Below are 26,184 nucleotides of genomic sequence, written 5' to 3' on the forward strand. Positions count from 1 at the left end.
GCGTCAGTTCGCGAAGTCGCCATCGGTGTCCCCCTGCAGGCTCGGGCTGGGCTGGTCGTCGATGAAGGCCGTCAGAAGTTCGGCGACCCGGCCGGCGGCGCGCCGGTCGCTCAGCATCTGATCGTGGTCGACTCCGTCGAGGAGATGGAGCTCGGCCCGGGAAGTCGCATGCGTGAATTCCTGGTGCAGCTCGTACTGGACCGGGTCGTTCGCTGCGGTCCGGCCGGCGGTGACCACCATCACGGGCACTTCGATGCGAGGCAGGGTGCCGTCGAAGGAGGTGAACTCATCGAGCGTTGCCCTCCATTCGCGCCGCGCCGCCGCCCATAGACGCCGGTCGCGGTACTGCGCCAGAGCGAGGTGGCGGACGTTGTCGGGCAGCCGTTCGGCCCAGTCGGGGCGCTTGAGCAGGACACCGAGCCCCAAGGCCAGCGACGGCGGCATCTGGGAGAGCATGCCGGTCAGGGCCTGCTCACCACGCGCCTGGCGGAAGGAGCGCTTGAGCTCGGCCGGGTGGCTGGAGTCGAGCAGGCAGACAGCGCTGACGTGACCGGGGAGCCGCTCGGCGGCCTTCGCCACCAGGTAGCCGCCCAGGGAGTGGCCGACCAGCACGACCGGGCGGTCGCCGCCCGTGTGCTTGACCAGGTCGATCAGGTCGTTCACCGCGTCGTCGAGGCGGAAGCCCTTCTTGGGCCCGCTGTAGGTGCTCCGGCCCTGGCCGGCCCGCTGGTAGGTGATGACGGGATGGCACCGCGCGAGCGCAGAGGCTGTCCACTCCCAGTGCTCCGCGGTCGTCCCCAGGCCGCTCTCCAGGATGACCAGGGGTTTCAAAGCGGCGGAGGAACCCTGGTTCGCTTCGTGCGAGGGGATCCAGCGGTAGGCGAGCGTGTTGCCGGAGGCGGTGGCCAGCATGACCTCATCGCCTCGGCCGCGCAGCACGGTCCTGCGGTCCCGCGCCGCGGCCGCCAGGGCCGCACTCCACCCGGCCGCCAGCAGACCCGCGCCCACCGCCGGGAAGGCGTCGTCGCGCAACTCCGGCCGACCGCCCCGCCCCGTGCGCTTCCGTGGACCGGCGGCATACAGCACTGCGGGGTGCATGGCGCCGAAGGACCAGACGAACCGCCCCAGCCCCATCACCCGCGCGTTGGCCACGTGGAACGCGGCTGCCGACGCCACCATCGCGGGAGCCAGCCGGCCCCGGGCGAGGAACACGGCGGGGAAGGCGCACTCGAGCCCCAGGACACCGGCTCCAAGCAGGCGAGCCGTGCGGGGGTAGCGCTGCGTCAGCTCCCAGGAAGTGCGGTCACCGTAGGACTGCGTGCGCAGGATCCCGGGCAGTGCGCGACCGCTTCGCCACGTTGGGCTGGTGACCTTCACCCATCCGGACACCGCGTAGGAGAGCACCGACTGCGACGCGATGAACCACAGGCATGCGTCGACCAGCTCGGGTCGCCGCTCTCCTGCGCGCGCCACCGTCGCGACCGCCGTCACCAGGAACGACACCTGGTCGGCCCCGTCCGTGCCGTAGTGGTGGCGCGGATAGAGGGCAAGCGACGTCGCCGTGACCACAGCGTTCGCTGCCAGGCGCCCGCCGCGCGGCAGCGGTGCCAGCAAAGAGGCCGCGGCGCCCGCGCGGATCATGTGCAGGGCCCTGGTGGTACGGCGGTCCGAGGCGGCGTCGAGAAGTCTTCGCAGCGACGGCGGCCAGTTGGCGAAGGAACCGCGGCCGATCTCCCAGTTGTTCACCCCTCCTGCTGCGCGGTCCTCTTCCATCTTCAGGTATTCGAGGCTGGACACCAGGTGGGTCACCGCGCTGAGCCGCTCGGTCGACGTCAGGGCCGTGGCTCTGCTCACCGAGGGGGACGATACGCAGGGCGTGAGGGTGCGCAGCAATCGCGGCAGCAAAGCCATGACAGACAGACTCCTCTTCCCGGCCTCGCGGCTGCGGGGCCGGCTGCAATGGGTCGGAACGGAACTCAGTCGAGCAGCTGATTCGCGACGAGTTCGGCGTACAGGTCGTCATGCCGCAGCAGTTCGGCATGGGTGCCCACGGCTCTCGGTGCGCCGTCCTCGATGACCGCGATGCAGGCGGCCGAACGCACGGTGGACAAACGGTGGGCGACGACCAGCACGGTTGTGCGGGTGGCCACGTCCTGGATGACCGCCCGAAGTGCCGCCTCGTTGACGGCGTCCAGCTGCGAAGTGGCCTCGTCGAGCAGCAACAGGCGGGGACGGCGAAGCAGAGCGCGCGCGATGGCGATCCGTTGGCGCTCGCCTCCGGACAGCGAGGCACCGCGATGGTGGATCTCAGCGTCCAGGTTTCCCCCGAGCCGTTCCACCAGCGGCTGGAGCCGAGTGATCCGCAGCGCTTCCTCAAGTTGCGCGTCGTCGGCCGAAGGCGCCGCATAGATCAGGTTGTCGCGCAACGTGCCTGCCATCACGGGCGCGTCCTGTTCCACGTAGCCGATGCCCGCCCGCAAGTCCTCCAGGCGCCATTGCCCGAGATCCTGGCCATCGAGCAGGACACCGCCCGCGTCGGGGGCATAGAACCGTTCGATGAGGTTGAGCACGGTGGTCTTCCCGGCCCCTGAAGGGCCCACCAGGGCTGTCAGCCGGGTGGGCAGGACCGTGAGCGAGAAAGAACGCAGCGCGGGTATGTCCCGGCCGGGATAGGTGAAGGTGACGTTGTCGAACACGACGCTGGCCGAGGCCTTCTCCGCACCCGCCACGGAATTCACGACCTTCTCCATCGGCGCGCCGGTGACCGCCCTTGCGGGCTCCGGTGCGCCGGGCTCGACCGGCAGTCGTGTGACCTCGGCTATGCGCTGGACGGCGGCGCGGGCGGCCTGGAAGTACGTTCCGACGTTGACCAGGGACAGAACCGGCTGAGCCAGGTACATCACGTACAGCAGGAACGCCACGAGCGTCGCCAGCGAGATCGCGCCACTGGTGACTCGGGCTCCGCCCACACCCAGAACCACCAGGAACGCCACCTGAATGGCCAGGCCCGCCGCCGTACCGGCCACCGAGGTCCACCGAGCCAGGAGGACCCCTTGCTCGTAGGCGGCCACGGCGCCCTCACCGACGCGCCGAGTCTCCACTCTCTCCGCTCCTGAGGCCTTCACCGTGGTGAACGCGGTCAGTGCCCGCTCCAGCGCGCCGCCCATCTGCCCCACAGAGACCTGGGCGCGCAGCGCCGCGCTCCGGATCCGCGGCATGACGGCGCCGACAACGGCGCCCAGCAGGATGATCACTCCCAAGGTAACGGCGAGCAGGACGGGGTCGACGATCGCCATCATCACCAGAGTGCCAATGACGGTTACCAACCCGGTCAGCGACTGCACGAGAGTCTGGGTGACGACCTGCCGCAGCAGGGTGGTGTCGCCGGTGACCCGGGAGAGCAAGTCGCCGGGCTTCTGAAGGCGCATCTCCGCCATCGGCAGTCGCAGCAGATGGCCCACGAGCGCCCGCCGACCGGCCAGCACGACGCGTTCCGCCGCCCGCATCAGCAGGAAGTTGCCGACCGCCAGGACCACGGCGTCGCCCAGGACCAGGGCGACGAGTTCCACCACCTGCAGCCGCAGCCCGCGCCCCGCTCCGAACGCCTCCAACAGCTGCTTAACCACCAGAGGCTGGGCCAGGGCGACCGCACCGGAAAGCACGAGGAGCACGCTCGCCAGAGCGATCTCGCGGCGATGCGGCCGCACATGCTCCCGCAGAGCGACGAGCGTCTCTCTCACCGAGAGAGGCCGCTCGTCGGCGTCTGAGCTGAGAGATCCGGGCGGTTCGGACTGTTCCGGAGCCGGACGAGCGGTTGCCTCCCCGTCCGGTTTGTCATCGTCGGCACTCCGCTCGCCGCGCTGAGTGTCGGCCCGCAGGGAGGCGTCGGCCATCGGTCGTCCCGCTTCCTTCGCTATAGGTTGAAATGTTTTCCGCTGTCCGGACGATGACCGGTCGGGCCGGCTACTGATGATCTTTGAGTGGTGTCGCCCTCGAGTCAGTCATCCCCGCAGCTGCGAGGACTGCGCCAGACGACATCACGCGGCAAATCGCAGTAGCCGCACCCGCGTACGCGCGGGGGACACGTACGCGGATCCGGCGCCTGCTAGTGCCGCGTCAGCCAAGGTTCGCCCCGTCGCGACACCCGGCACGCACTCTCGCCGCACCGGCCGAAAGCCCAAGTACGTCCAGTACGAGGACTTCCGGCCGGCACGCCGAGAGTGCGTGCCGGACGCCGCTCCTTGACGGGCAAACCTTGGCTGACGCGGCACTAGTTCGGCTTGGTATTGCCGCCGGCGGCCTGCCCGGCGGCATAGCCCGCCGCGAACCCGGCGACGGTCACGAAAACACCCGCCACCACGGCGGGCGTGGACAGGACCGGAGCCGAGTCACCGAGCTGCCGACTCCTGGTGGTGTGCATGGGAATCCCGGCCAGCTCACCGCTGGCGTTCACCCGCTCTGCCAGTACCGACATGGAACTTCTCCTTCGTTTGTCATCACACCTGGTGGAATGTCGGTCCGCGCGCGTCGGGCATGTGCGCGGACGGGCGCCCACTAGCTCGGCAGGTGGCCGGTGCCGGCTGCGTAACCTGCGGAGAACGCGGCGACCGCGAGTGCGGCGACCTGCGCACCCGCGATCACCGCGGCGGGCGTGGAGAGGGCGGGTGCCAGGTCACCGAGCTGGTGTGCCTCAGCGGTGCGCATCGGGATCGCGGCCAGCCCACTACTGGCGTTGACCTGCTGCAACAAAAGGGACATCAGGGATTCCTTTCCTTGAGCTCACACTTGGCGTGGCGGGTGTTCCAGCACCCATTCCTCGCTGCATGGCTGAGACTCTCAGGCAGCGCCTGCCTCGGGTATCCGCAGGAATACGTCATTCAGAAATACGTAGTGGTATCTGCAGCCTCGTCATTTCGCCGGCCCTGGCCTGGCGCAGTGTTCCTCCGGCAGCAGCTGTGCAACCAGCTCCGCTCACTGCTGCGCGATTACTACCCGGCCGCCCTGGAGCATGCGCCAAATGGCAGAACGGGCTCTGTCGGCCCGAGGTCCGCGGGGAGGGGAAACCTTCTGGGTCGGCTACGCTACCTGCCTCCGCTGGTCGAGGACGCCGCCCTTGGCAAGCAGATGCTCGCCCTCCTGCGACAGTTGGAGGCCGTCTGTACGGCCGCGGACGACCTTGCGGAAGCGGTGAAAAGGCTTTCCCATCCTCAGCTTCGGTTCCGGCATGACGTGCTGACGGCGCCTGGCCGCGTGGAACGAGGCGGGCGTGTGGGACACGTTGCATCTCGTGCTGCTGAAGAGCTGCGGGCCGCGAGGAAGCCGGACTGGTCGCGGGCGGTGATCGACTCCTCTCACGTGAGGGCGACTCGCCACGGCCCAAAAAGCGGCCACGGCGCGGTCGACCGCGCACGTCACGTACAACGGCTTTGCTATTGAACTTCCGTTGAATTGTCGGGGGTGACATCGCTTGATGCCTGCGGTAGTTCGTGGCCGGGTGGTGGTCTCACTCTGCGAGGTCAGGCCGCGCGACGGTTCCCACGCGGCAGGACAAGCTTCAGCATTCTGCGATGTCCTTGCCGTCAGTGTCCCGATTCCCGGATGAGCGCGGACCGGCATTGATCCGTCCACTACCGCTCAGTACGGTGCGGGTAAGTCCCGCGCGGTTCGAAACCCCCAGTTTGCGGTAAACCCGGCCCAGATGGGTGTCGACCGTCCGCACGCTCAGTTTGACTTCGTCTGCGATTTGACGGCTGGTCATGCCGGTACTGGCGAGGTCGGCCATCTCCCGCTCTCGTGCGCTGAGCACTGCCAGCCCGTCTCTGGTGTGCACCTTCGCGATGCTTGTGGCGAGCCGACTTTGCTCGGAGGCGGCTTCGGCGGCCAGGCGGGCCGAACCGCACTCCCGGGCCAGATAGGCGGCACGGCTCAGCCAGTCGTCCACGCCGTGGGTTCGCCCCGCGTCCAGTGACAGCGCGGCCACGGCGAGCAGTGTGCGGCATGCCTCAATACGTTTGCCGCACGCGGAGAAGTCCTCGATGGCCTGTTGTGCGCTCCGCACGGCCCGCTCGGTGTCACCGCACATGGCAAGCGCTCGCATCCGTGCGCGCAGGGCGAAGCCCCGTCGGCCGGGGGAGGGAAGCTGCTCGACGCACTGCTCGGCGATCGTGGCCGACCGCTCGACCAACCGCTCGTCGCCGCTGGCCACTGCCACATGCGCCAGGGTGTCGCACCAGCGCGGCTTGCGCCATGTCGTCAGCCGAGGCAGCTCGGGCCCGCCCACGGCGTCCAGCAGGAGCCATTTGCCGCGTTCCGGGTCGCCGGTGAGCAGCACGACCTCGGCATGGAAACCCCGGACGATGACGGCCCACGCGGTCGCGGGACCACTCGCGACATGCCGTGCCTGCTCCGCCAGCGTCAGTACCTCGCTCACATCACCGTGGCCGCCCTGCCACAACAGAGCCCTGGCTCGCAGCGCCATGGTCAGGGCCCGTGTCCCGGGGCTGCCACCGCGCTCGGCATACTGCGCCGCCTCATCGAGGGTGGCCAATGCGCAGCTCAGATCACCCGACCGCAGCTGGACGTCCGCCAGTGCTTTCAGGATCGGCGGCAGGATCTCGGTCTGCCCGCTGCGCCGGGAGAGCTCGGCACCACGGGCGAGGTGGCGTCCGGCATCGGTCAACCGGAACATCGTCGCTTCGGTCAGGCCCAGCTGGTAGACGGCCTCCAGATTCGTCAAGACAGTGGCGTCGGTGGCGGCGTCGACGAGTTCGGCTGCTCTGGCGGCCGTGGTCCGGGCTGCGGCCTGGTCGGCTGTGAACAGGTGGGCGACGGATGCCAGCGCCAGTGCGTGGGCCTCGTCGGCGACCTCGTGGTGAGTGCGTGCGATCGCCGCAGCCGTCTCGGCGTGCTGCCGGGCCGCCTCGTAGTGCTGCTCGTCCAGAGCGGTATCGGCCAGCTCGGTGTGCAAGGCGGCGGCTACCGCTGTGTCATGGTCGGACAACGCCGCGAGACCGGACCGTGCGATGGCGGCTGCTTCGGTGTACCGGCCGAGACGTCGTTCGACCCGGCACGCGTCGGCGACCGCGGACAGGTCGAAAGGCGGTTCGCCCGGTGAGCCCGGTCGCAGCGCATGCAGCAGGGCCCGGCTTTCGACGGCCTTCCCCGTCAGCAGCCTCGCACGAGCGAGCAGAACCTGAGCTTCCCGCCAGTGAGCCTCCCCTGGATGAAGCAGTGACACAGCCGCCTCCAGGTATCCGGCGGCGACCGCAGGAGCGGGGTAAAGCGTCTCGTGTGCGGCGGCGATCAGCGTGGTGACATGGTCGGGCCGGTTCGGATCTGCGGCCCGTGCGACATGGTGGGCGCGCTGCGCGATCGGAGCCGCCCGCTTGGCCAGCGCGGCCTCCGCACGCAGGTGCAACGCCGATCGCTGACCGGGCTCAAGCTGCTGGTAGACGACATCGGCCACCACCGGATGGCGCAGGGTCAACTGCCCCGCGAAATCCGTCGGCCGAACGATGTCGAGGCGGGTGAGCTCGTCCAACAAGGTCATTGTTTCGGCCACCTCCAACCCCGCGACCGCGGCGAGCAACTCCGGGTGGAACCGCTCACCGAGAACGGAGGCCGCATGAACTACCGACAGGGCGGCACGGTCCAGGCCGGCCAGCTCGCCGAGGATCGCCGTGGCACCGTCGGTGCTCGCTTCGCCGAGGACCCCGATTGCCTTGAGATACTGCGGATTGCCCATGGCCGCTCGGTGGAGGCCCTCCAGCAGTTGCTGATCGCAGAGAAGCAGGCGGGTCTGTTCCGGGGAGAGCGGGCCCAGCCTCACGACATCGAGCTGGCCCGCGCCCGCCGCACGGGACAGCATCGCGGCGAGAGCGTGCGAGAGCTGGCGGTCCCGGTACGCCACGAGGAGCAGTATCGGACCGGTGTTGGCTGCCCGGATCAACCCTTGCACCGCAGGTATCTCATCGGCCGCAAGGTGATGCAGGTCGTCCACCGTGACCACCACGGCGGCACCCTTCGGCGCCCCGTCCCCATGCACATCACGGCCGCCGGTAGGCATGGCGCCGCGGAAGTACAACGAGTCCCAGTCGTGCCCTTGCGCAGCCAGAACCGGGATCCCGGCGGCGCGAGCGTGCGCCGTCAGCGCCAGCATCAGTGCGCTCTTGCCGATCCCAGGCTCCCCGACCAGCGCGATCGCATGCCCTTTCCCCGCCTGCAGGCCGCGCAACGCCGCCTGCAGCGCTGCCATCTCGTCGACCCGGCCAAAGAGCGCACGGCAGCCAGCGGCCGACGCAGCAGCGACATTGACTTCAGGCACCACGTCTTTCCCCCACCTACACGTGATCTTCCTCTGCAGGAGGGAACCGGTAGAGGCTCCCCCTTGGTTTGTCTGTCCGCGCCGACGAACCCACGATGTGCTGAGCGGGTACCGGGAGAGAACCGGCCGCAGGACAAAGCGGCTTCATCCGCGGCATGGAGACCGTCGGCCTACCGGCCCGCACGGGGCAGTAGCTCATTCATCACCCGGGCCCCCTTCTACCAGGAGTTGCTCATCGCGCGCTTCCTCTTCGCCTGTGTGTGGGGCCGACAGCGCTGCCCATGCCCGCACCGTAAGAACCGATCTTGTGAAATCCATGTGGAAGAGCAGGCGTTCCAGGGCGTAGTCGAGCAACTGCCTGGCGGCGCCTGACGCGCCGGACACGGTGAGTGATCGCTTGCGCACCGCGGCGCCACGAGTGACCACCAGAGCCAGCGGTCGAGTGACTCGGCCCAGATGAACCCGATGTACCTCGGAGGCAGGTGTGTCGATCTTCTTGAGTTCCTCAGCGAGCGTGCCGAGTTCGGCAGGTGGATTCGCCAACCGCACTGGCACTGGCGCAGGTGGCTTCAGCCGTGTCTCGGGCCGGTGCGGCGGCAGGTGCTGGGGCCGGACGCAGCTCCGTCGGGGACGCGGTCACCCTCACTCCGGCCACTCTTGCTGGTCGGGGGCGTCCGGGCGCCACGTGCCAGCCCCCCGCCATGCTTTTTCGTCGACGACACGCTCACATATGAGGTGAAACACCATGAGAACGAACACCACCACGGCCGCCAGGAGGACGGCGCCGAGGGTGAACCAGACTGTTTTCGACACGCTGTACCCCCTTCCCACTGCGGTTGTTCATGGCCGTCTTCTTCACATTGTTCTTCACGACCAGGGGTCGGGCCTGTGGCGGCAGCTATCGGCCGCCTGCAGCCAGGGTCGCCACGACGGTGCTGGTGTTCGTTGCAGGTTGTCCCAGCGTTGTCGGTTGTCGGTTCCCATCGACGGTTCCGAGCCGTTTGATCGCTTTGGATGCTGGCCGGGTGCGGCTACAGACCTTCGTGCAGGCCGGCGTCGGCCGGGCCGAAGGTGAAGCCGGTGAAACGCACCTGCAGACCCTCGCGCTGAGGTGAACAGCAGAACGGTCCCGCTTTCGTGGTCGCGTCCGGCGGGAGATGCGCGAGACGGACCATCCGCCAGGCGTCGTTGCCGCTGCGGGCGCGGATGGTCAGCGCGTCGCCGGAACGGCTGGCGCGCACGGTAACCGGCTTGCCGGCCCACTCGGGGACGGGGGCCAGCGACCAGTCCGAGCTGTCGTGGGTGACCACGGCCCCCAGATGCGGGCTGCCGTCCGTGGCCTCGACGCCCGCCTTGACCCAGGTTCGCTCGTCGACGCGGACCATCACCCCGGCCTGGTCGTACAGGGCAGTGAGGTCGGCTTCGAAAGTCACTTCGACCGCGGTGCCCACCGGGAAGTCGGCGAGCAGGGCGTGGCCGTCGTCGCGGATGAATCCGTAGCTGGTACGGCGCCAGAAGTCACTGCCGTGCGCCGTGGTCACCAGCAGATCGCCGCCATCCCGTTCCACGGCCGGTGGGCGGTTGAGCCACACGGCCTCGTCCCACGGCGCGATCCCACTACTGTCGCCCACAACACCCCTTCCCTCGTAGACGGCCGTGGTGGCCGCTCACGCCCTACTTTATCGACAGGGCACGGTCGCATTGGGCGGTGCAGACAAGGGCGGTCTCCGGAGCTGTCAGGCGTACAGGAAGGGGTCACCGGCTGGCCGGTGCGCAGTGACTCGTAGGCGGCCGGGGCGGGCAGGGTGCGCAGTCCGGTGTGTCCGTCGGGGTGGGCTCGCCTGGCCGGTGGGGGCGGCGGTGAGGAAGGTGTCGAGCATGGCTGCGTCTGCCGAGCGGTTCTGGGTGACCGCCCCACCGTCGCTGAACCGGCCGGCCCGCCCCAGCCTCGGCTCCTTCGGGGAACTGGTGCGGCACTTGAAGATGCCTTTCCCGGCGGTGATCCGGCTGCGGCCACGAGCGCGGCCTGTCGGTGGAAGAGCTGCCTAAACTCGGGCCGCTGGAATTGACGAGGGGAGCGGGCGGATGGGCACGGACACAGGCAGGGGGCGGGTGCTGGTCGTGGACGACGATCCGGCGATCCGGCGATCGCTGGAGCGGGGACTGCGGCTGGCCGGTTTCGCCGTGGCCCTGGCCGAGGGCGGACGGCCCGCCTTGGCGCATGTGCGGGGGCAGCTCGCCGATGTCGTCGTACTGGACATCTCCATGCCGGACGTCAACGGCATCGAGGTATGCCGGGCCCTGCGCGACGACGGCAACGACGTGCCGGTCCTGATGCTCTCGGCGCTGGACGAGACGGCCGACCGGATCGCCGGCCTGCAGGCCGGGGGCGACGACTACCTGGTCAAGCCGTTCGCGTTGCAGGAGCTGGTGCTGCGTTTGGACGCGCTGCTGCGCCGGCGCCCGCCCAGGGTCACCGACGTCGTCCGCGCCGGACCGCTGGTGCTGGATCCGGCGGCCCGGGAAGCACGGCTGGGCGGGGAGCTGCTGTCGCTGACCCGGCGGGAGTTCGAGCTCCTGGAGGCCCTCGCACGCAACGCGGGGATCGTGCTCACGAGGGACCAGCTGCTGGACCGTGTCTGGGGGTACGACTTCGAGGTGCGTACGGACGCCGTCGACACCTTCGTCAGCTATCTGCGGCGCAAGCTGGAGAGCGGCGGACGCGCACGGTGCATCCACACCGTGCGGGGCGTCGGGTTCGTGCTGCGCTGCGACGACGGAGGGCAGCACTGATGAAACTGTCCACCCGTATCGCACTCGCCGTCGGCATCACCGTGCCGGTACTGGTTCTGGCGGCCGGCTGGCTGCTGCTCCAGCTGGTCGCGCGTGATCTGCACGCACAGCAGGACGCCCATCTGCGGGAGCGGGCGACGCAGGCCGCGGGAGACGCCCGCCGGCTGCTGCGGGTCACGGCGGCCGACCGGCTGGCCGTTGTCGAGCGGGCTCGCGAGCGGCAGTTGTACGCCTCCGCCCTGGATGTCGGCATCCGGCTGACCGGACCCGGGGGAACCGTCTCGGGCGGGCCTCAGCCCAGCGCTGCCGTACCTCTCCCCCGCAACGCCCCCAGCCCGGTGACCGTCGAGGACGGGGACGACAGCTGGCGGGTTCTGTCGGTACGCGTAGGGGCAACGCGGCCGGGCGTCGACAGCACGCTGTGGCTGTTTTCGCCCGACACGGCGAGCCGGAACCAACTGGCCCTCGTCCGCAGGCGTGTGGTGAGCGTGGCCCTGCTGGCCGCTCCGGTGGCCGGCCTGCTGGGCCTGGCGGTCGCCTCCCGGGCAGCCCGTCCACTGAAGCGGCTGCAGCAGCGGACCAGCGGTCTCGACCCGACGGAAGACGCGGCCCGGCTGGAGCACACCGCGACCGGCGTCACCGAGGTCGACGACCTCGCCCGGACCCTGCAGACCGTGCTGGCGCGCTACGACGAACAGGCCGCCAGGACCACCGGCGCCCTGGCCACGGCACGGTCCTTCGCGGCCGCCGCCGCGCACGAGCTGCGCACCCCGCTGATGAGCATGCGGACGAACCTGGACGTCCTCACCGATCATCCCGGCCTCGGACCGGCCGAGCGGACGGAGGTGCTGGACGATCTGCACACCGAGCACTCGCGGCTGCTGGGCCTGTTGGTGATGCTGCGCGAACTCGGCCGGGGCGACCTGGTGGAGGCCGACGCCTTCGGCCCGGTGGACCTGGCGGACGTGGTCGACGCGTCGGTCGCCGATGCCCGGCGCAGACACCCCACGGCGGAGATCGGCGTGCCCGCGCTGCCACGTACGAGTGTGTACGGGTGGGAGCCCGGACTGCGCACGGTCGTCGACAACCTCCTGGCCAATGCCCTGGTCCACGGGCGGAGTCAGGACGGCCGGGCCCACGTCGAGGTGGGACTGCGCACGGGCGGCACCCCTGCGGAGCCGGTCGCGGTGCTGACCGTGGACGACCGCGGACCCGGCATCCCGCCGGCGCGGCGCGATGCGGTGTTCGAGCGCTTCAGCCGTGGGCCCGACAGCCCTGGCTCGGGACTCGGCCTGACCCTCGTCGCGCAGCAGACGGCGCTGCACCGTGGCCGTGTCCAGGTCCGGGGCCGGCCGTCGGGCGCCGGCACCCGGTTCGAGGTCCGCCTGCCCGTGCCAGGGGAGACCGTGCCGTCGTTGCCGGCCGAGCGGGACTGGCTGATCGCGACGGCCCCGCACCCACAAGGTTTCCACAAGATCGGCTCCTAACGTCCGGCCAGGCGTGGGCACACGGGCCCGCGCGCCGTTCCAGGAGGTACACCGACATGAGGACCGCCACGACCACGGCCCTGGCTCTCACCGCCGTCGCGGCCCTGCTCACCACAGCAGGCGCAGCCTCGGCCGACACCGGGAAACCGTCAACTGACAGCACGCCGACGGGTGACGGCGCGAAGGCCCTGTGCAAGCGGGTGCCGAGGATCGAGAAGCGGCTGGAGCGGGCGCTGGAGCGGCTCGAGGGCGATTCGACGCAGCGCGGGTCCATCAGCCGGCTGGAGAAGCGCGCCGAGAACGCCCGGAAGGCCGGGCACACCGAGGTCGAGACCTACCTCAACGGCAAGCTCACCTTCCGTCGTTCGCTCATCCCTACCCTGGAGAAGCGCCAGGAAGACCTGGCCTCGGTGAAGTCCTGGTGCGAGACGAACGACAACGGAGACGGGAAGTGACGGCCGTACCGCGCTCCGCCGCCGCCGCGGCCGCCGTCCTCTGCTTCGCCGGCCTCGCGGGCATCACCGGATGCGGGCCAGGCGGCGGCAAGGACGGCGGCCCGGCCGGAGCACAAGTGACCACCGAGCCTGCGGAGGTCGGCGAGATGCGCAAGCTCGTCGACGCCGCGGAATCGGCCGTCGCCGAGGCCGAGTCGGCAGCGGCGGAAGACGACTGAGAAGCCGTCAAGCGTTCAACGGGGCGGACCGGCCCGCGAGCTGACGACGCCGACCGGCCACCTCCCGCGCGCACGTGCCGGCTGTAGTTCCAAGTGGTCAGCTCGTAGTGGGCTTTGGCTGGGTGCTCGCCGTACTGACCCGCCTGGGCTGTGAGCGAGCACGGCAGTACGGCGTGCTCGCCGAGGGCCCACTCGACGGCCGGCAGGACCAGATCCGGGCAGCCGGGATCTCCGCAGTGTCGTCGACGACGCGGCATGGCGGGGGCCGGACTATTGGCGCGCGGGCGCCTTGGCAGACGTAGGAAAGGATCGGCCCTGTTATGAACCGGCGCGACACCTTGAAGATCACGGCCGCCGCAGGCTTGGTGACTACGACAGGTATCTGGACGGGCTGTTCGGCGAGCTCCACGCCGAGTGGGGTGCCAGCCGCGGCGGCCTCCCCTGGCACGAGTTCGGGAAAGTCGAGGACGCCCCAGGCCATGCGGCCCGGTCCGGCCGATCGGACCAGTATGCCCAGCCCGAGTGCCTCGCCCGTGCCGCGCGCCGCCCCCAGCGCGTCGGCCTCGAATGAGCCGATACCCGTAAGGAGGCTGTACAACCGCCCGTCCCAGGCAGCCGCGATTGCTTACGACGACAACTTCAGCAATGTGTCGTCCTACGCACGGCCGGGCGGTCTGGTTGTGGCCGGCCGTACCAACTACGCCCATCGGTCATTCGAGTCGGTCTCTGCGGCCGGCGGCACCGTCCTCATCTACCTCGATTGCGTCATCGACAACAGATGGGGCCGCTATCACGACCTGTTGCTGAACGCCTCCGAGTTCGGGCCCGCCGTTCCCCGGTGGCCTGGCTTGCCCAAAGCCAACGAATGGGGCTACCTCACAGATTTTCGGGTCGGCAGTGTGCTCCATTCCAAGCTGGAGGGAGTGCTGGAAAGGATGGTCGCCGAGAACCCTCACATGGGCGGCTGGTTCGCCGATGACCTCGGCACGCGCTCGTACTATGCCGGTTTCGACTGGACCAAACTGTCGTCGAGCACGCAGCAGGCATACCGCGACGGTGCGATCGCACTGTCAAAGACGTTCAGACGCGTAGCTGACAGGCACGGGCTGATGTTCCTCACCAACGGCGCATGGTGCGGCGGCAGCCTCGCTGACGCCGGTGGTGGCTACCCCGACATGCGACAGCACGGGTGCTCCCTGGCCGACGGCGGCGTCATAGAGCACCACGCGCCGGATGCCTTCCATGTCAACTACGCCACCTCGGCCCAGTGGGCTATTCATTCGCCCCTCACGCGGGGTAAGTCGTTCCAGTACGTGATCGCCCGGACGGATGCCGATCGCGATGCCTGGCGCAAGATCCAAGCGTGCGCCTTCGTTTCGACTCAGAACGACTACGGCCAAGCACCAGCTCCGTATTCCCCGCTGCGGGCGACAGGGCTGCCCAGCCGAGTCACGAGGTGAGCACTGCAACAGTCACCCACAGCGCGCGGGGAGAGGGGCCTGCGTTGCGTGCTGCGTTGTGGTCGCGGTCGTGCGCGGTGGCGCACTCGCCGCACGTCCACTCCCTGACGTGCAGGGGCTTGGGTCCGGCCCTGAATCCGCAGGCCGAGCAGACCTGAGAGGACGGGAAGGCCCGGTCCACCTTGGCGAATGTGCGGCCGTGCTTGAGCATGCCGACGAACGCGGACCATCCCGCGTCGTGCACGGACGGAGGTGTTTGCGTTCAGAGGGGCGTCACCGCGTGACGCTATCGGGTTCCTGAGGATCTGACGGCTGCGGCTGTACGGCGGACCGCTTCCGTGATCAGTTCGGGCGAGGTGCCCAGGTTGAGTCGAGCGTGCCCCGCGCCACCGGTTCCGAAGGAAGGACCGGAATTGAGGGCGACTCTGCCTCGGTCGAGGAAGACGGCCGAGGGGTCGTCGCCCAGACCGAGGGCGCGGCAGTCGAGCCAGGCGAAGTAGGTGCCCTCGCCGGGCCGGTAGCGGACGTCCGGCAGGTGTTCGGCGAGGAGTTCGTGCAGCAGTCGGCGGTTGCTGTCGAGGCCGGCCAGGAGGGCGTCGAGCCAGTCGGTGGCGTGGCGGAGTGCGGCGATATGGGCGATGACACCGACGTGGCTGGGGCCTTCCCGGACCCATTCGGGGATGCGGGCCAGATCGCCGGTCGCGGCGGGCCCGGCGATGGCCAGCGCTGCCTTGAGACCCGCGAGGTTCCACGCCTTGGACGCCGACATCACGGAGATACCGTTCTCGGCGCCGGGCACGCTCAGGTACGGCACGAACACGGCGCCCGGCATCACGAGGGGCGCGTGGATCTCGTCGGCCAAGACCCGGACGCCGTAACGGTCGGCCAGGGAGGCGACGGCGGCGAGTTCCTCGGCGGTGTGCACGGTGCCGGTGGGGTTGTGCGGATTGCACAGCAGGTAGGCGGGCCGCTTTCCGCGGGCCACGGCGCGACTGAACGCGTCTTGCAGGACGGCCAGGTCGATCCGACCGTCGTCGTCCAAGGGCGCCTCCTCGATGGGGCGGCCGGTGTGCTCCACGAAGTGGTAGAAGGGCGCGTAGACAGGACAGTTGATCACTACGGCGTCCGTGGGGCCGCAGATCACGTCGAGCACTTCGACGATGCCCCGCATGACGTCGGGCACCATGGCGGTGCGCTCCACGGTGATCCCGTCCCAGTCCCACCGCTCGCGCGCGAAGTCCGCCAGCGCCTCGGAGTATCCGTTGCCGGCCGGGTAGCCGGTGTCACCCCGACGGGCCGCGTCCGTGATCGCGTTCACCACCGGGTCGGCCAGCTGCACATCCATCTCTCCCACGAACAGGGGCAGGACATCGCTGGGGTAGATCCGCCACTTCTCGCTCGTGCGGGTTCGCAACTGGTCGAGGGAGAGTCGGCACAGCGGATTCGCTTCGCCGGGTATGACACGGGGCGTTCTGTTCATGAGGGTCACAGTAGGCGACCTGGACCAGGATTTTTGTGCCTCTTTTGCCAGGTCGGCCACGGTCCATGAGATTATTGGACGCGTGGACGACATAGACCGCGAAATTCTTGCGGAGCTTCAGCAGGACGGCCGACTGACGATCACGGAGCTGGCGGAACGGGTGCGGCTGAGTGTGTCGCGGTGCCAGCGTCGTGTGCGGGAGCTGGAGCGCTCCGGAGTGATAAGCGGCTACCGCGCCTTCGTCGACCCGGCAGCCGTCGGGCTGGGCTTCGAGGTCCTGGTCTTCATCCACCTGCGGCACGGTGACCGCCCGTCACTTGCGGCCTTTGACGAGGGTGTTGCGGCGATCCCGCAGGTGGTCCAGGCAGAGCGCCTGTTCGGCACTCCCGACTACCTGCTGCGCGTGGTCACAGCCGACCTCGACGCGTACCAGCGGCTCTTTGAGGAGAAACTCGCGACACTGCCGATCGTGGATCGGCTGACCTCCACGATCGTGATGAAGCGGGTCGTCGGCCCGCGCCCCTTGCCCGCGTAAGAGGGCGCCACCCACAAGGCTCGCGCTGCCGGCAGGGCGCGCCACCCGTGCCTCGGCCACCCGGACCGCACACCCGCGACGGCCGTCCTCGACAGCCTCGGTTCCTGGCGCCGGCCCAGGGCCTGCACGCGCCTGCCACAGCGAGAGGACGTCCAGACCACCGGTGGCATCGAGCGAGTGTTGTCGGCACGTCGCAGGGCCGGGCGATGTCTGGACCGAGTCGGGAAGAGTGACGTTATCAATACACTTGACCGATTCCAGAATAGATGTAGCTTGGAAGTGACTAATCCGCCCCTCAAAGGTGCGCCTCATGGACCGCACAGTGCCCCTCAAGCCCCACCCTGGCGGAACGGTCGCCGATGAGACCGTCCCCGCCCCCCGGCACTCCGTCCCACCGGTGACCGCCGGCGCTCCCCCCAATGTGATGAGGGTGCAATCGTTCGTGGCCGGACCCTGGACGTTGCCGTGGTCACCCACGGCATGCGCCCAGGCGAGGTCGGTCATACGCGACGTACTCTCCCGATGGGGCCTGGGCGGTCTCGTCCCGACCACCGAGCTGCTGGTCAGCGAGCTGGTGTCCAATGCGCTGCGCCATGCCGTCGCCCCGCTGAGCCTCACACTCGAGCACGTGTCCGATGTGCGCTGCCTGGTCTCCGACGGCTCTTCGGTGATTCCCCGCCCGACGGACGCCGGCCTCGAGGAGGAGAACGGCCGCGGACTCGCGCTCGTGGGCATGCTGGCCGCGCGTTGGGGCTGGGAGCACGGGCCCATGGGCAAGAGCGTGTGGTTCGAGCTCTCCGCAGACGCTGACCCGCCCCGCTGGGGCGGATGCGGAGACATGACAGGAAGGGCAAGGTGACATGACGACCGCGACCGACGCCGAGGAGCCCATGGCGCTGGCCGCGGCACTGCTGCGCACGGCAGGCCTGCGGGTGACCGCCCCGCGCATGGCCCTCCTCGTGGCTGTCCAGGAGTCGCCCGGCCACCTTGACGCCGATGCCCTGCGCAAGCACGCCCAGCGGGTCACCGGCCGCCTGTCCCTGCAGGCCACCTACAACGTCCTGCGCGCCCTCACGGACGCCGGCCTGGTGCGGTGCACGCAGATCCCCGGTCACCCGGCCCGCTACGAGACAGAGCTCCACGACAATCACCACCACTTCGTGTGCCGCCACTGCGGCACCATCCGTGACGTGGTGTGCGCTGTGGGCACGGCTCCTTGCATGGACCCTCAGCTGCCGGAGGAGTACGACACACAAGAGGCCGCGGTGACGTTCTGGGGGCTGTGCCCCGACTGCCGGACGCAAGCCCTGGCCCCCTGACGCGCCCTCTCCTGGGGACCCGGACCGCCGCCATCCCCGCCCAGACCCGCGGCCGCAAAATCATGGGCGCCAGTACCTGAGCGAGTGCCGAGACAACGGCGAACGCCCCGGCGTCCTCGCCCTGGCCGCAGGCTCGGTCTGAGCAACACCACCTTCCGTCGTCACTCCCCGAACCGGTCAAGGAAATCTCCGCCGCCCGCAGTCCGCCCTCCCGCGCCGGCACCACACGCAGCGCAGCCCGTACGAGTCTGACTGGCCCTCAACACCCGCCTCCGCCAAGCCCTTGGAGGCCAGCGACAACATCACCCACATCGACCAGCCAGGCAGAACCGCCGCCACTGAATCCTTCCGTTGACACGGTCCCTCCAGCCGCACAGCGGTCAACCCACCATTACCGCCACGACATCGCCGTGGAGGTGGCGACCCGCGCCATCCTCGCCGCCGTCCCCATCCAGCCTGGGAGCCAAGGTCGATTGTCAGTGGTGCGTGAGACGGTAGGAGCATCGAGTCGGAAAGAGGGGGAGCCGTCATGTCCGGAAGCCAGAACTACATCAATCACGTCGCTCTTGTGCTGGATGCCAGTTCGTCCATGTCGCACCTGAGCCGCAAGGTCGTCGAAGTCGCCGACCAGCAGATTGCCTACCTGGCCCGACGATCGCAGGAACTGGACCAGGAAACCCGCGTCACGGTGTACGTCTTCGCTGACAACGTGGAGTGCGTCGTCTACGACAAGGACGTGCTGCGGATGCCGTCCCTGAAGCAGCTGTACCGGGTCGGTGGAATGACAGCGCTGCTGGCGGCGACGCTCAAATCGCAGCGGGAGCTGGCGCAGACAGCTCAACTGTACGGAGACCACAGCTTCCTGACGTTCGTACTCACCGACGGGCAGGAGAACGCAAGTCACCGCTGCCCGGATGCCGCTGCCAGGGATCCGCGTAAACTGGTTGCGGCCGTGGCCCAGATGATCGAGATACAGGAAGACAACTGGACGCTGGCCGTCCTTGTGCCGGACCAGATGGGCAAGCGCGAGGCCATGCAGTGCGGGTTCCCGAAGGACAACATCGCCATCTGGGACGCCACGAGCACACAGGGTCTGGAGGAGGCCGGGCAGGTCATCCAGCAGGCCACCGAGAAGTTCATGGTCGGCCGCGCCCAGGGCATCCGGGGATCACGGGCCGTGTTCTCCATGGGTGCAGAGGCGGTCAACAAGGACACCATCGAGGCAGCCGGCCTCACCCCGGTGGATCCGTCGGTGTACCAGCTGATCCCGGTGGCTCGTGACGCGGCGATCCGGGACTGGGTCATCGAATGCGGGCACACCTACCGTACCGGTGGTGCGTTCTACCAGCTGAGCAAGTCGGAGAAGATCCAGGCGCAGAAGCAGATCGCAGTGCTGGAGAAGAAGACGGACCGGGTGTACACGGGGCCCGAGGCCCGAGCCCTGCTCGGCCTGCCGGACGTGGAAGTTCGCGTCAAGCCGGACCACAACGACGACTTCACGATCTTTGTGCAGAGCACCAGCGTGAACCGGAAGCTCGTACCGAACACGCGGCTACTGCTTATGCTCTGACGCCTTGAAACCACGACGGGTCCCGGAGGCTTCGTCGGCCCGGCACCCCACCAGCAACAGGGTCGGCGGCTGCGGGCCTGGCGTGGGAGTACGTGCCGCTGAGACCGCCGCCGCCTTGGCGCCGATCACCCCTCCGCGGTCAGCAGCGCCGACGGAACCCACACCTCCACTCCCCTACCGGGCGGTGCCCCGGCCCCGTACAGCCGCGACCTGCCGGTGCGCGGGCACCGCCAGCGCCGTATCGCCGACACCGAGCCGGCGACGCTACAGCGGATCCCTGGCGGCGCCGCGCGCCCGGCCCGCGACCTCGCTCTCTGTATACACGAGCGGCCCGTCGTCCCGGCCGCCGCGGGGCCGCGGAGGAACTCGCGGGGCGGAAGGCTTCGCCTGCGGTGACAGCGCGTCACCCCGCCTGCCTCCGCGGTCCTGGTTCACCGCCTCCACCGGTGCGGGGTCGGGCCTATCGAGCAGTGGTCGCGGAAGTGGTGCGGGCGGCGCGCTTCAGCTCGTCCAGGACCGTCGCCACGGCGGGGACGCTCGCCATGTCCGGCCACAACAGCGCGTAGGTGCGGCGCAGGGGCCAGTCGCGGAGCGGGCGGTACACCAGTTCCGGGTGGAGGTGGGGGCGGAGGGCCAGTTCCGTCACGAGGCTGATGCCCTGACCGGCGGCGACCAGCGACTGCACGACCAACTGGTCGTCGACGGTCGCGTTGATCCGCGGCCGGATGCCCAGATTGGTGCAGGCGGCCAGGAACCGGTCGCGGACGCTCTCCATCACCCAGTTCTCATGGGCGAGTTCGGAGAGCCCGATCACCGTGCCGTCAGCCATCGGGTGGTCGCGGCGCATCAGAACACAGCGTCGGTCCGTCATGAGCGGTACCCGGAGCATGGTCGTCTCCCCCTCGGGAACGTCCTCGTTCTCCCAGTTGCACAGCAGTCCGAGATCCGCCCCACCCGCGCGGATCAGCTGCCGGGCCTCTACCGGTTCGGACTGGGTGAGGTCGATCCGTACATGGGGATGCTCGGTGCGCAGCCGCGCGACGGCTTCAGGGACGACGGTCGCACAGGAGCTCTGGAATGCGGCGAGCCTCACCAGACCGCCGCCGCGGGCGACGATCGAGGCGACATCCTGGTCGGCCGCCCTGAGCACCGAGAAGATCGTGTCGGCGTGCCGCACCAGGGCGAGGCCGGTCTGTGTCAACCGCAGCCCGCGGCCGATGCGTGTCACCAGCGGTGCGCCCACCGCCTGCTGCAGCCGGCGCATCTGATAACTCACCGCGGGCTGCGTATAGCCCAGCGATGCCGCTGCGGCCGTGTAGGAGCCCGTTCTCGCGACTTCTGCCAGCACTTCCAGCTGGCGAACATCCAGCACAGCGACCACTATAAGCGAATTTTATCCCTTGGCGAAAAAACCCTCGTTGGACCTCAGTGTGCCCGGTCGGCTCCAATGTCCGCAGCACACCGAAACCCGAAACCCAAGGTGTCTCGAGTCGCTGTCATCAGGAGTGCCTGTGAACAGTCCCCGCAGAACCGGTCCTCCGGGACCGGCCCCCTCACCCCCTGTAGATGCCGAGCCGCTTGTGCGGGTCAGGGGGGTCGACAAACACTTCGGCGCAGCTCAGGTCCTGCACGGCATAGACCTCGACGTAAGGGCGGGCGAGGTGGTGGTGATCGTCGGACCGTCCGGTTCCGGCAAGTCGACCCTGTGCCGCTGCATCAACCGGCTGGAGACGATCTCCGCAGGCGCGATCGCCGTCAACGGAGTGCCACTGCCCAGTGAGGGCCGGGACCTCGCCAGGCTGCGCGCCGACGCCGGAATGGTCTTCCAGTCGTTCAATCTCTTCTCCCACCTCACCGCACTGCAGAACATCACCCTGGCCCCGGTGAAGGTGCGGGGACTGGCGCGCTCCGCGGCGGACACGCACGGCCGCCGGCTTCTGGAACGCGTGGGCCTGGCCGACAAGGCGGACGCCTACCCGGCGCAGCTCTCCGGTGGACAGCAGCAGCGTGTGGCCATCGCCAGGGCTCTCGCCATGGACCCCAAGGTGCTGCTCTTCGACGAACCCACCTCGGCTCTCGACCCGGAGATGATCCAGGAGGTGCTCGACGTCCTGGTCGAGCTGGCGGCCGAGGGCATGACGATGATCGTCGTCACCCACGAGATGGGGTTCGCACGCCAGGCCGCCGACCGCGTCGTCTTCATGGACCAGGGCCGGATCCTCGAGACCGCCGCTCCGGCCGATTTCTTCTCGAACCCCGTCCACGAGAGAGCCGGCGACTTCCTGTCCAAGGTCCTCGCCCACTGACCTCTCCCGCCCCGTCCACCGCGAACGCTCCACTCCCGTGAACGCGTCACCTCGCTCATCGGGCCCGCCGAGCGCCTTCCAAACCGCCTGACGGCGCCTCCGAACCGCTGGAGCGCCGTCCGATCCCGCTGCCACGCGAGCCACGAGCCTGAAGCAACGGGCCCACACACCCCCCATTTCATTCCGTTCTCGTTGCACCAAGGAGCAGCAATGCGTACCCCCGTGAGAACCGCACCAGCCTCCTTCGGGCGCCGGACCGCCCTGGCCGCGGCGCTGGTTGCCGTCACTGCGCTGACCAGCGCGTGCTCGGGATCATCCACGACAGCCCTCCCCTCGAAGGCCGGGGCGTCCGCGAAGGCCGCCACCCTCGACGCGATCCTCGCCGAAGCCGAGGTGGCGGATCCCGCTTCGATGCCACCCGGCTCCACCGCGGCCAAGATCAAGGACCGCGGGAAGCTGCTCGTAGGCGGGACGCAGACCTCCGCACTGTTCTCGCTGCTCGACCCGACGACCGGAAAGCTCACAGGCTTCGACGCGGCCATGTCGCAGCTGCTCGCGAAGTACATCATCGGCAAGCCGGAGACCGAGCTCACCACGGTCACGGCGGCCACCCGCGAGGCACTGCTGAGGAACCACTCCGTGGACGCCGTGTTCGCCACCTACACCATCACACCCGAGCGTGCGAAGGAGGTGAACTTCGCCGGGCCCTACTACATGGACGGCCTGGCCATCCAGGTCAAGACCAAGACCACCGACATCGCGGGGCTGAGCGATCTGGCCGGGAAGACCGTGGTCACACAGTCCGGCTCCACCGCCGCCACCCTCGTCAAGGAGAAGGTGCCGTCCGCCGACATCCAGCTCTTCGACACCAACGTCGAGTGCCTCAAGGCGCTCCAGCAGGGCCGGGCGGACGCCTACGTACTCGACCAGGGCGTGCTCGCCGGCAACGCCGCACTCAACTCGGACGTCAAGGTGCTGCCCAAGACCTTCACGCAGGAGCCCTACGGCATCGGCCTTCCCCTCGACCAACAGGACTTCGAGAAGTTCGTCACCGACTGGCTCAAGCAGATCGAGCAGGACGGCACCTGGGACAAGGTGTGGGAGGCGACCATCGGTACCGAAGTCCCCGGCGGCGCCCCGACCGCGCCGGTGATCCGCGACTGAGCCCATGGACCTGATCACCTCGCACCTCGATGTGTTCGCCCGGGGACTGCTGGTCTCCCTGGAGCTCAGTGGCTGCACCTTCGTCCTGGCGGGCGTGCTGGGCCTGATACTGGCCGTGTTCCGGATCAGCCCGGTACTACCGCTGCGGCTGTTCGGATGGCTGTACGTGACCGCGCTGCGGAGCGTGCCCCTCCTGGCCCTTCTGATCCTCTTCGTGTTCGGACTGCCGGAAATCGGCCTGGTCTACGAGCTGCTCTGGACCGCGGTGACGGCGATGGGCCTGTACTGGGCCGCGTTCTTCTGCGAGGTCATCAGGTCGGGCGTGCGCACCGTGCCCCGTGGGCAGATCGAGGCGGGCCGGGCGCTGGGCCTCACCTTCGGGCAGGTGCTGCGGCTGGTCGTGCTGCCGCAGTCCGCGCGATCGATGGTCCAGCCGCTCGCCTCCCTCCTGATCGCGGTCACGCTCAACTCCTCGCTCGCGGCAGCCGTGGGCGTGACCCAGGAACTCACCGGCCAGACCCAGCTGCTCGACCAGCGGTACGCCCAGCCGCTCGTCACCTTCGGCGCGGCCGCCGTCTGCTACGTGGCCCTCACCTTCGGCATCGGGCGGGCAGCGGCCCTGGTGGAGAGCAGACTGGCGGTGCTCCGATGACGACGACCGAGCTCCGGGAGCCGGTGGGGAACCATCCGGACCCGCGCCGCCGACGCGCTCCGGGACGGCCGTCGCTCCGGCGGCCGGCTCGTGCGGACACCTCGCTGTTCGACGAGCCGGGCCCGCGCGGCCGTCGCCGCATCGCGGTCGCCACGGTCGTCTCGGTGCTGGTGATGGCCGCTCTGGCCGGGGCTGCACTGCACCGATTCGCGGCGGCGGGCCAGCTCGACGCCGACAAGTGGCGGCTCTTCGCCGATCAGGCGGTCGTCCGGTATCTGGCGACGGGGCTGTGGGCCACGCTCCATGTGACCCTGGTCAGCGCCGCCCTGGCGCTGCCCTTCGGAGCGGCGCTGGCGCTCGCCCGCCTGGCGCGCGGTCGGCTGCTGCGGTGGCCGGCCGCCGCGTACACCGAGGTCATGCGCGCCGTACCGCTGCTGCTGCTGATCTATGCCTTCCTCTTCGGTCTGCCCAGCACCGGAGTCCGGCTGTCCCTGTTCTGGCAGCTCGTCTGCCCGATCGTGATCACCAACGCGGCCGTGTTCGCGGAGATCTTCCGCGCCGGTGTCCGCGCTCTGCCCAAGGGCCAGACGGAGGCGGCGTACGCCCTCGGCCTCGGTTACTGGTCGACGATGCGGCTGGTCGTGCTTCCCCAGGCGATCCGCCAGACCGCGCCGTCCCTGGTCAGCCAGCTGGTCCGGCTGCTGAAGGACAGCACCCTGGGGTACGTGGTCAGCTACTTCGAGCTCCTCCAGTCGGCGAAGGTCCTCGGCGAGTACAACCACACGCTCATCCAGGCCTTCCTGGTCGTCACCGCCCTCTACGTGGTGCTCAACGCGTCGCTGGCCGGTGCCGCCGCGCGGCTCGAACGGCGGATCGGCGGCGGAGCGGGCCGGTAGTCCGTACCCGCCGGGCCTCTGGCGGATCCCGCGTACGGGGCGGGATCCGCCACCCGGTCGAACTCCTGGCCCCTGCATGGGCCCGTCCGGGGCTTCCGCCCTGTCGTCCGGCCCGCTCAGACGCCACCGGACCCTTCAGACGGTTCTGTCCGCCCCGGCCACCCGTATCCCACTCCCGACCATCCAAGGAATCCCACTGCCATGTGCCGACTACTGGGCGTAGTCTCCCGAACACCTGACGTCTTGACCGAACTGCTGGCAGACGACCTCGACCCGTTTCTCACCCTGGCCTGTGAACACGGCGACGGCTGGGGCATCGCCGCTGCCCGGGCCACCGGCCACATCGACACCTTCAAGGAGCCCGAACGCGCCGACGTGAGCCCGCGCTTCCGCACCGTGCTCGCCCTGACGGTGACCGACTCGGCGCTGCTGCATCTACGGATGGCCAGCCAGCAGTTCGCGGTGACCGCGGGGAACTCCCACCCTTTCGGGGACCACCGGGCGGCACTCGCGCACAACGGCGACTTCACCCCTGCGACATGCCTCGACGACACCATCGGTCCCGAACTCCTTGCCACCGCCGAGGGCGACACCGACAGCGAACGCCTCTATCTGGCGGTCCGCCGCCGGATCGACGGAGGCCTGACACCGGCCAAGGCGCTGGCCGAGGTGACCGAGGAGATACGCGCCCGCGCCACGGGCTACGTCAGTCTGAACACGCTGCTGCTCACACCGGCCGCACTGTACGCGTACGCGGACCATGACCCGAACTCGGAGGTGATCCGCCGCCGTGGGCCGGGCTATTTCGGCCTGAGCGCTCGGTGGGAAGCGGACAGGGTCGTCGTCGCCTCCACCGGCTGGCCGCAGCCGGCGCCATCGTGGACACCGCTGCCCGAACGCCGGGTCGTGGAAATCGGCCGGGGCGATCTGAAGTTCACGGTGCACTGACGACGAGCACGAGGGAACTCGCCCGGAGCAGTGGGGGCAGTGGGGGCCCGGCCGGGAGTCAGGCAGAGGCCTCCCACCGTTTCGCCCTTGCTGGCGCCCATGGTGGCGGCCGCGCGGGCTGCGGCTGGAACCGGTGCCGGCCCCGGGCAAGGGGCCGGCGGTTACCGGACCGCCCGGCATTGTTTACGGGCATCTCGCCGTGCGTTGCCGGCTCGCCCATCGGACCGCATCCGTGTCGGCTTCGGCACCGAACACGCCTGCTGCATCCAGCTTCCGGCGAGTCAAATTCTCCGTGCGACGCGTCAACTCGCCAAGAACGCCGAAACCACACCCGCCGGACGCAGCCCCCACGCCGACCGCGCTGCTGGGACGCAGCCCAGCCAACCTCGGGAACAGCTCAGCCCGCCCCGTACCGCCGACGGCCTCGCCCGCGGATTCGGCCAGCGTGACGCCCCCGTGAACGTCTGCGGGGTGCGCGCAGACCTGAGCGGGAGGGCCTCACCCAGGGGCACCCATCGCTCCTGGGCGCGGGAACTGACCAAGCAGGACGACACGTTCATCGACGTCTGAGGCAGGAG

24 protein-coding genes and 1 pseudogene are annotated in these 26,184 nt (G+C 69.3%); 14 read left to right on the plus strand and 11 right to left on the minus strand.

The window, feature by feature from the left end; translation table 11 throughout:
• Positions 1-3 precede the first annotated feature (3 nt).
• The 8 genes from ACZ562_RS31625 to ACZ562_RS31660 form a co-directional block, all read right to left on the minus strand.
• Positions 4-1,854 carry an alpha/beta fold hydrolase gene (locus tag ACZ562_RS31625; protein ID WP_471186128.1) on the minus strand — a complete coding sequence of 617 codons (1,851 nt, stop codon included), beginning with the start codon at positions 1,852-1,854 and terminating at the stop codon, positions 4-6.
• Positions 1,855-1,976: 122 nt separating this feature from the next.
• Positions 1,977-3,893 carry an ABC transporter ATP-binding protein gene (locus tag ACZ562_RS31630; protein ID WP_471186131.1) on the minus strand — a complete coding sequence of 639 codons (1,917 nt, stop codon included), beginning with the start codon at positions 3,891-3,893 and terminating at the stop codon, positions 1,977-1,979.
• Between the two features lie 377 nt (positions 3,894-4,270).
• The gene (locus tag ACZ562_RS31635) at positions 4,271-4,474 is read right to left on the minus strand and encodes a hypothetical protein (protein ID WP_471186134.1); all 204 of its coding nucleotides are present in this window, start codon (positions 4,472-4,474) and stop codon (positions 4,271-4,273) included.
• A gap of 80 nt (positions 4,475-4,554) precedes the next feature.
• Positions 4,555-4,758, minus strand: a complete 204-nt coding sequence (locus ACZ562_RS31640) for a hypothetical protein (RefSeq protein WP_471186136.1) — start codon at positions 4,756-4,758, stop codon at positions 4,555-4,557.
• Positions 4,759-5,076: 318 nt separating this feature from the next.
• Positions 5,077-5,277 (minus strand): hypothetical protein, encoded by a 201-nt coding sequence (locus ACZ562_RS31645; RefSeq protein WP_471186194.1) that lies wholly within the window; start codon positions 5,275-5,277, stop codon positions 5,077-5,079.
• 277 nt (positions 5,278-5,554) lie between these two features.
• On the minus strand, positions 5,555-8,326 hold the full coding sequence (locus ACZ562_RS31650) for a helix-turn-helix transcriptional regulator (RefSeq protein WP_471186139.1): 2,772 nt from the start codon (positions 8,324-8,326) through the stop codon (positions 5,555-5,557).
• 192 nt (positions 8,327-8,518) lie between these two features.
• Positions 8,519-8,872: a hypothetical protein gene (locus ACZ562_RS31655; RefSeq protein WP_471186141.1), complete on the minus strand. Its 354-nt coding sequence runs from the start codon at positions 8,870-8,872 to the stop codon at positions 8,519-8,521.
• 482 nt (positions 8,873-9,354) lie between these two features.
• Entirely contained in the window at positions 9,355-9,954 is a 600-nt protein-coding gene (locus ACZ562_RS31660; RefSeq protein ID WP_471186144.1) for a DUF1349 domain-containing protein, read from the minus strand.
• 454 nt (positions 9,955-10,408) lie between these two features.
• Between ACZ562_RS31660 and ACZ562_RS31665 the strand changes: the two genes are divergently transcribed.
• From ACZ562_RS31665 to ACZ562_RS31685, 5 genes are all read left to right on the plus strand, one after another.
• Positions 10,409-11,116: a response regulator transcription factor gene (locus ACZ562_RS31665; RefSeq protein WP_471186146.1), complete on the plus strand. Its 708-nt coding sequence runs from the start codon at positions 10,409-10,411 to the stop codon at positions 11,114-11,116.
• Positions 11,116-12,603: a sensor histidine kinase gene (locus ACZ562_RS31670; RefSeq protein WP_471186148.1), complete on the plus strand. Its 1,488-nt coding sequence runs from the start codon at positions 11,116-11,118 to the stop codon at positions 12,601-12,603. The genes ACZ562_RS31665 and ACZ562_RS31670 overlap by 1 nt, the downstream gene beginning before the upstream one ends.
• A 56-nt stretch (positions 12,604-12,659) precedes the next feature.
• On the plus strand, positions 12,660-13,058 hold the full coding sequence (locus tag ACZ562_RS31675) for a hypothetical protein (protein ID WP_471186151.1): 399 nt from the start codon (positions 12,660-12,662) through the stop codon (positions 13,056-13,058).
• Positions 13,055-13,276 carry a hypothetical protein gene (locus ACZ562_RS31680; protein ID WP_471186153.1) on the plus strand — a complete coding sequence of 74 codons (222 nt, stop codon included), beginning with the start codon at positions 13,055-13,057 and terminating at the stop codon, positions 13,274-13,276. The genes ACZ562_RS31675 and ACZ562_RS31680 overlap by 4 nt, the downstream gene beginning before the upstream one ends.
• Positions 13,277-13,809: 533 nt before the next feature.
• Positions 13,810-14,736, plus strand: a complete 927-nt coding sequence (locus ACZ562_RS31685) for a hypothetical protein (RefSeq protein WP_471186156.1) — start codon at positions 13,810-13,812, stop codon at positions 14,734-14,736.
• 43 nt (positions 14,737-14,779) lie between these two features.
• On the opposite strand, the pseudogene ACZ562_RS31690 reads toward ACZ562_RS31685, so the two are convergent.
• Positions 14,780-14,998, minus strand: a pseudogene (locus ACZ562_RS31690) (zinc ribbon domain-containing protein); the annotation flags it as partial.
• Between the two features lie 24 nt (positions 14,999-15,022).
• Positions 15,023-16,216: a MalY/PatB family protein gene (locus tag ACZ562_RS31695; protein WP_471186158.1), complete on the minus strand. Its 1,194-nt coding sequence runs from the start codon at positions 16,214-16,216 to the stop codon at positions 15,023-15,025.
• An 82-nt stretch (positions 16,217-16,298) separates the two neighbouring features.
• On the opposite strand from ACZ562_RS31695, the gene ACZ562_RS31700 reads away from it, so the two are divergent.
• The 4 genes from ACZ562_RS31700 to ACZ562_RS31715 all read left to right on the plus strand — a co-directional run bounded on the left by ACZ562_RS31700 (position 16,299) and on the right by ACZ562_RS31715 (position 19,640).
• Positions 16,299-16,751 carry an Lrp/AsnC family transcriptional regulator gene (locus ACZ562_RS31700; protein WP_471186161.1) on the plus strand — a complete coding sequence of 151 codons (453 nt, stop codon included), beginning with the start codon at positions 16,299-16,301 and terminating at the stop codon, positions 16,749-16,751.
• A 310-nt stretch (positions 16,752-17,061) separates the two neighbouring features.
• Positions 17,062-17,610, plus strand: coding sequence for an ATP-binding protein (locus ACZ562_RS31705; RefSeq protein WP_471186164.1), 549 nt, complete (start codon positions 17,062-17,064; stop codon positions 17,608-17,610).
• Between the two features lies 1 nt (position 17,611).
• Positions 17,612-18,070 carry a Fur family transcriptional regulator gene (locus tag ACZ562_RS31710; RefSeq protein ID WP_471186167.1) on the plus strand — a complete coding sequence of 153 codons (459 nt, stop codon included), beginning with the start codon at positions 17,612-17,614 and terminating at the stop codon, positions 18,068-18,070.
• Positions 18,071-18,599: 529 nt separating this feature from the next.
• Positions 18,600-19,640, plus strand: coding sequence for a vWA domain-containing protein (locus ACZ562_RS31715; protein WP_471186169.1), 1,041 nt, complete (start codon positions 18,600-18,602; stop codon positions 19,638-19,640).
• Between the two features lie 460 nt (positions 19,641-20,100).
• Here the strand turns inward: ACZ562_RS31715 and ACZ562_RS31720 are convergent, their stop codons facing one another.
• On the minus strand, positions 20,101-21,012 hold the full coding sequence (locus ACZ562_RS31720) for a LysR family transcriptional regulator (RefSeq protein WP_471186170.1): 912 nt from the start codon (positions 21,010-21,012) through the stop codon (positions 20,101-20,103).
• Positions 21,013-21,220: 208 nt separating this feature from the next.
• Here ACZ562_RS31720 and ACZ562_RS31725 point away from each other — a divergent pair, with 208 nt between their 5' ends.
• From ACZ562_RS31725 to ACZ562_RS31745, 5 genes are all read left to right on the plus strand, one after another.
• Entirely contained in the window at positions 21,221-21,946 is a 726-nt protein-coding gene (locus ACZ562_RS31725; protein ID WP_471186171.1) for an amino acid ABC transporter ATP-binding protein, read from the plus strand.
• Positions 21,947-22,156: 210 nt separating this feature from the next.
• On the plus strand, positions 22,157-23,110 hold the full coding sequence (locus ACZ562_RS31730) for a glutamate ABC transporter substrate-binding protein (protein WP_471186174.1): 954 nt from the start codon (positions 22,157-22,159) through the stop codon (positions 23,108-23,110).
• A gap of 4 nt (positions 23,111-23,114) precedes the next feature.
• Positions 23,115-23,762: an amino acid ABC transporter permease gene (locus tag ACZ562_RS31735; RefSeq protein WP_471186176.1), complete on the plus strand. Its 648-nt coding sequence runs from the start codon at positions 23,115-23,117 to the stop codon at positions 23,760-23,762.
• Positions 23,759-24,658, plus strand: coding sequence for an amino acid ABC transporter permease (locus ACZ562_RS31740; RefSeq protein WP_471186179.1), 900 nt, complete (start codon positions 23,759-23,761; stop codon positions 24,656-24,658). The genes ACZ562_RS31735 and ACZ562_RS31740 overlap by 4 nt, the downstream gene beginning before the upstream one ends.
• 201 nt (positions 24,659-24,859) lie before the next feature.
• The gene (locus tag ACZ562_RS31745; RefSeq protein ID WP_471186181.1) at positions 24,860-25,606 is read left to right on the plus strand and encodes a class II glutamine amidotransferase; all 747 of its coding nucleotides are present in this window, start codon (positions 24,860-24,862) and stop codon (positions 25,604-25,606) included.
• Positions 25,607-26,184: the final 578 nt, after the last annotated feature.

This window comes from Streptomyces sp. NPDC040410, from assembly GCF_055595715.1.

Bases quoted from the DNA above. Each gene is read 5' to 3' on its own strand.
- ACZ562_RS31735 (WP_471186176.1), top strand. From the start codon at position 23,115: ATGGACCTGATCACCTCGCACCTCGATGTGTTCGCCCGGGGACTGCTG.
- ACZ562_RS31740 (WP_471186179.1), top strand. From the start codon at position 23,759: ATGACGACGACCGAGCTCCGGGAGCCGGTGGGGAACCATCCGGACCCG.
- ACZ562_RS31635 (WP_471186134.1), bottom strand. From the start codon at position 4,474: ATGTCGGTACTGGCAGAGCGGGTGAACGCCAGCGGTGAGCTGGCCGGG.
- ACZ562_RS31665 (WP_471186146.1), top strand. From the start codon at position 10,409: ATGGGCACGGACACAGGCAGGGGGCGGGTGCTGGTCGTGGACGACGAT.
- ACZ562_RS31695 (WP_471186158.1), bottom strand. From the start codon at position 16,216: ATGAACAGAACGCCCCGTGTCATACCCGGCGAAGCGAATCCGCTGTGC.
- ACZ562_RS31670 (WP_471186148.1), top strand. From the start codon at position 11,116: ATGAAACTGTCCACCCGTATCGCACTCGCCGTCGGCATCACCGTGCCG.
- ACZ562_RS31675 (WP_471186151.1), top strand. From the start codon at position 12,660: ATGAGGACCGCCACGACCACGGCCCTGGCTCTCACCGCCGTCGCGGCC.
- ACZ562_RS31705 (WP_471186164.1), top strand. From the start codon at position 17,062: ATGGACCGCACAGTGCCCCTCAAGCCCCACCCTGGCGGAACGGTCGCC.
- ACZ562_RS31730 (WP_471186174.1), top strand. From the start codon at position 22,157: ATGCGTACCCCCGTGAGAACCGCACCAGCCTCCTTCGGGCGCCGGACC.
- ACZ562_RS31640 (WP_471186136.1), bottom strand. From the start codon at position 4,758: ATGTCCCTTTTGTTGCAGCAGGTCAACGCCAGTAGTGGGCTGGCCGCG.
- ACZ562_RS31745 (WP_471186181.1), top strand. From the start codon at position 24,860: ATGTGCCGACTACTGGGCGTAGTCTCCCGAACACCTGACGTCTTGACC.
- ACZ562_RS31630 (WP_471186131.1), bottom strand. From the start codon at position 3,893: ATGGCCGACGCCTCCCTGCGGGCCGACACTCAGCGCGGCGAGCGGAGT.
- ACZ562_RS31710 (WP_471186167.1), top strand. From the start codon at position 17,612: ATGACGACCGCGACCGACGCCGAGGAGCCCATGGCGCTGGCCGCGGCA.
- ACZ562_RS31715 (WP_471186169.1), top strand. From the start codon at position 18,600: ATGTCCGGAAGCCAGAACTACATCAATCACGTCGCTCTTGTGCTGGAT.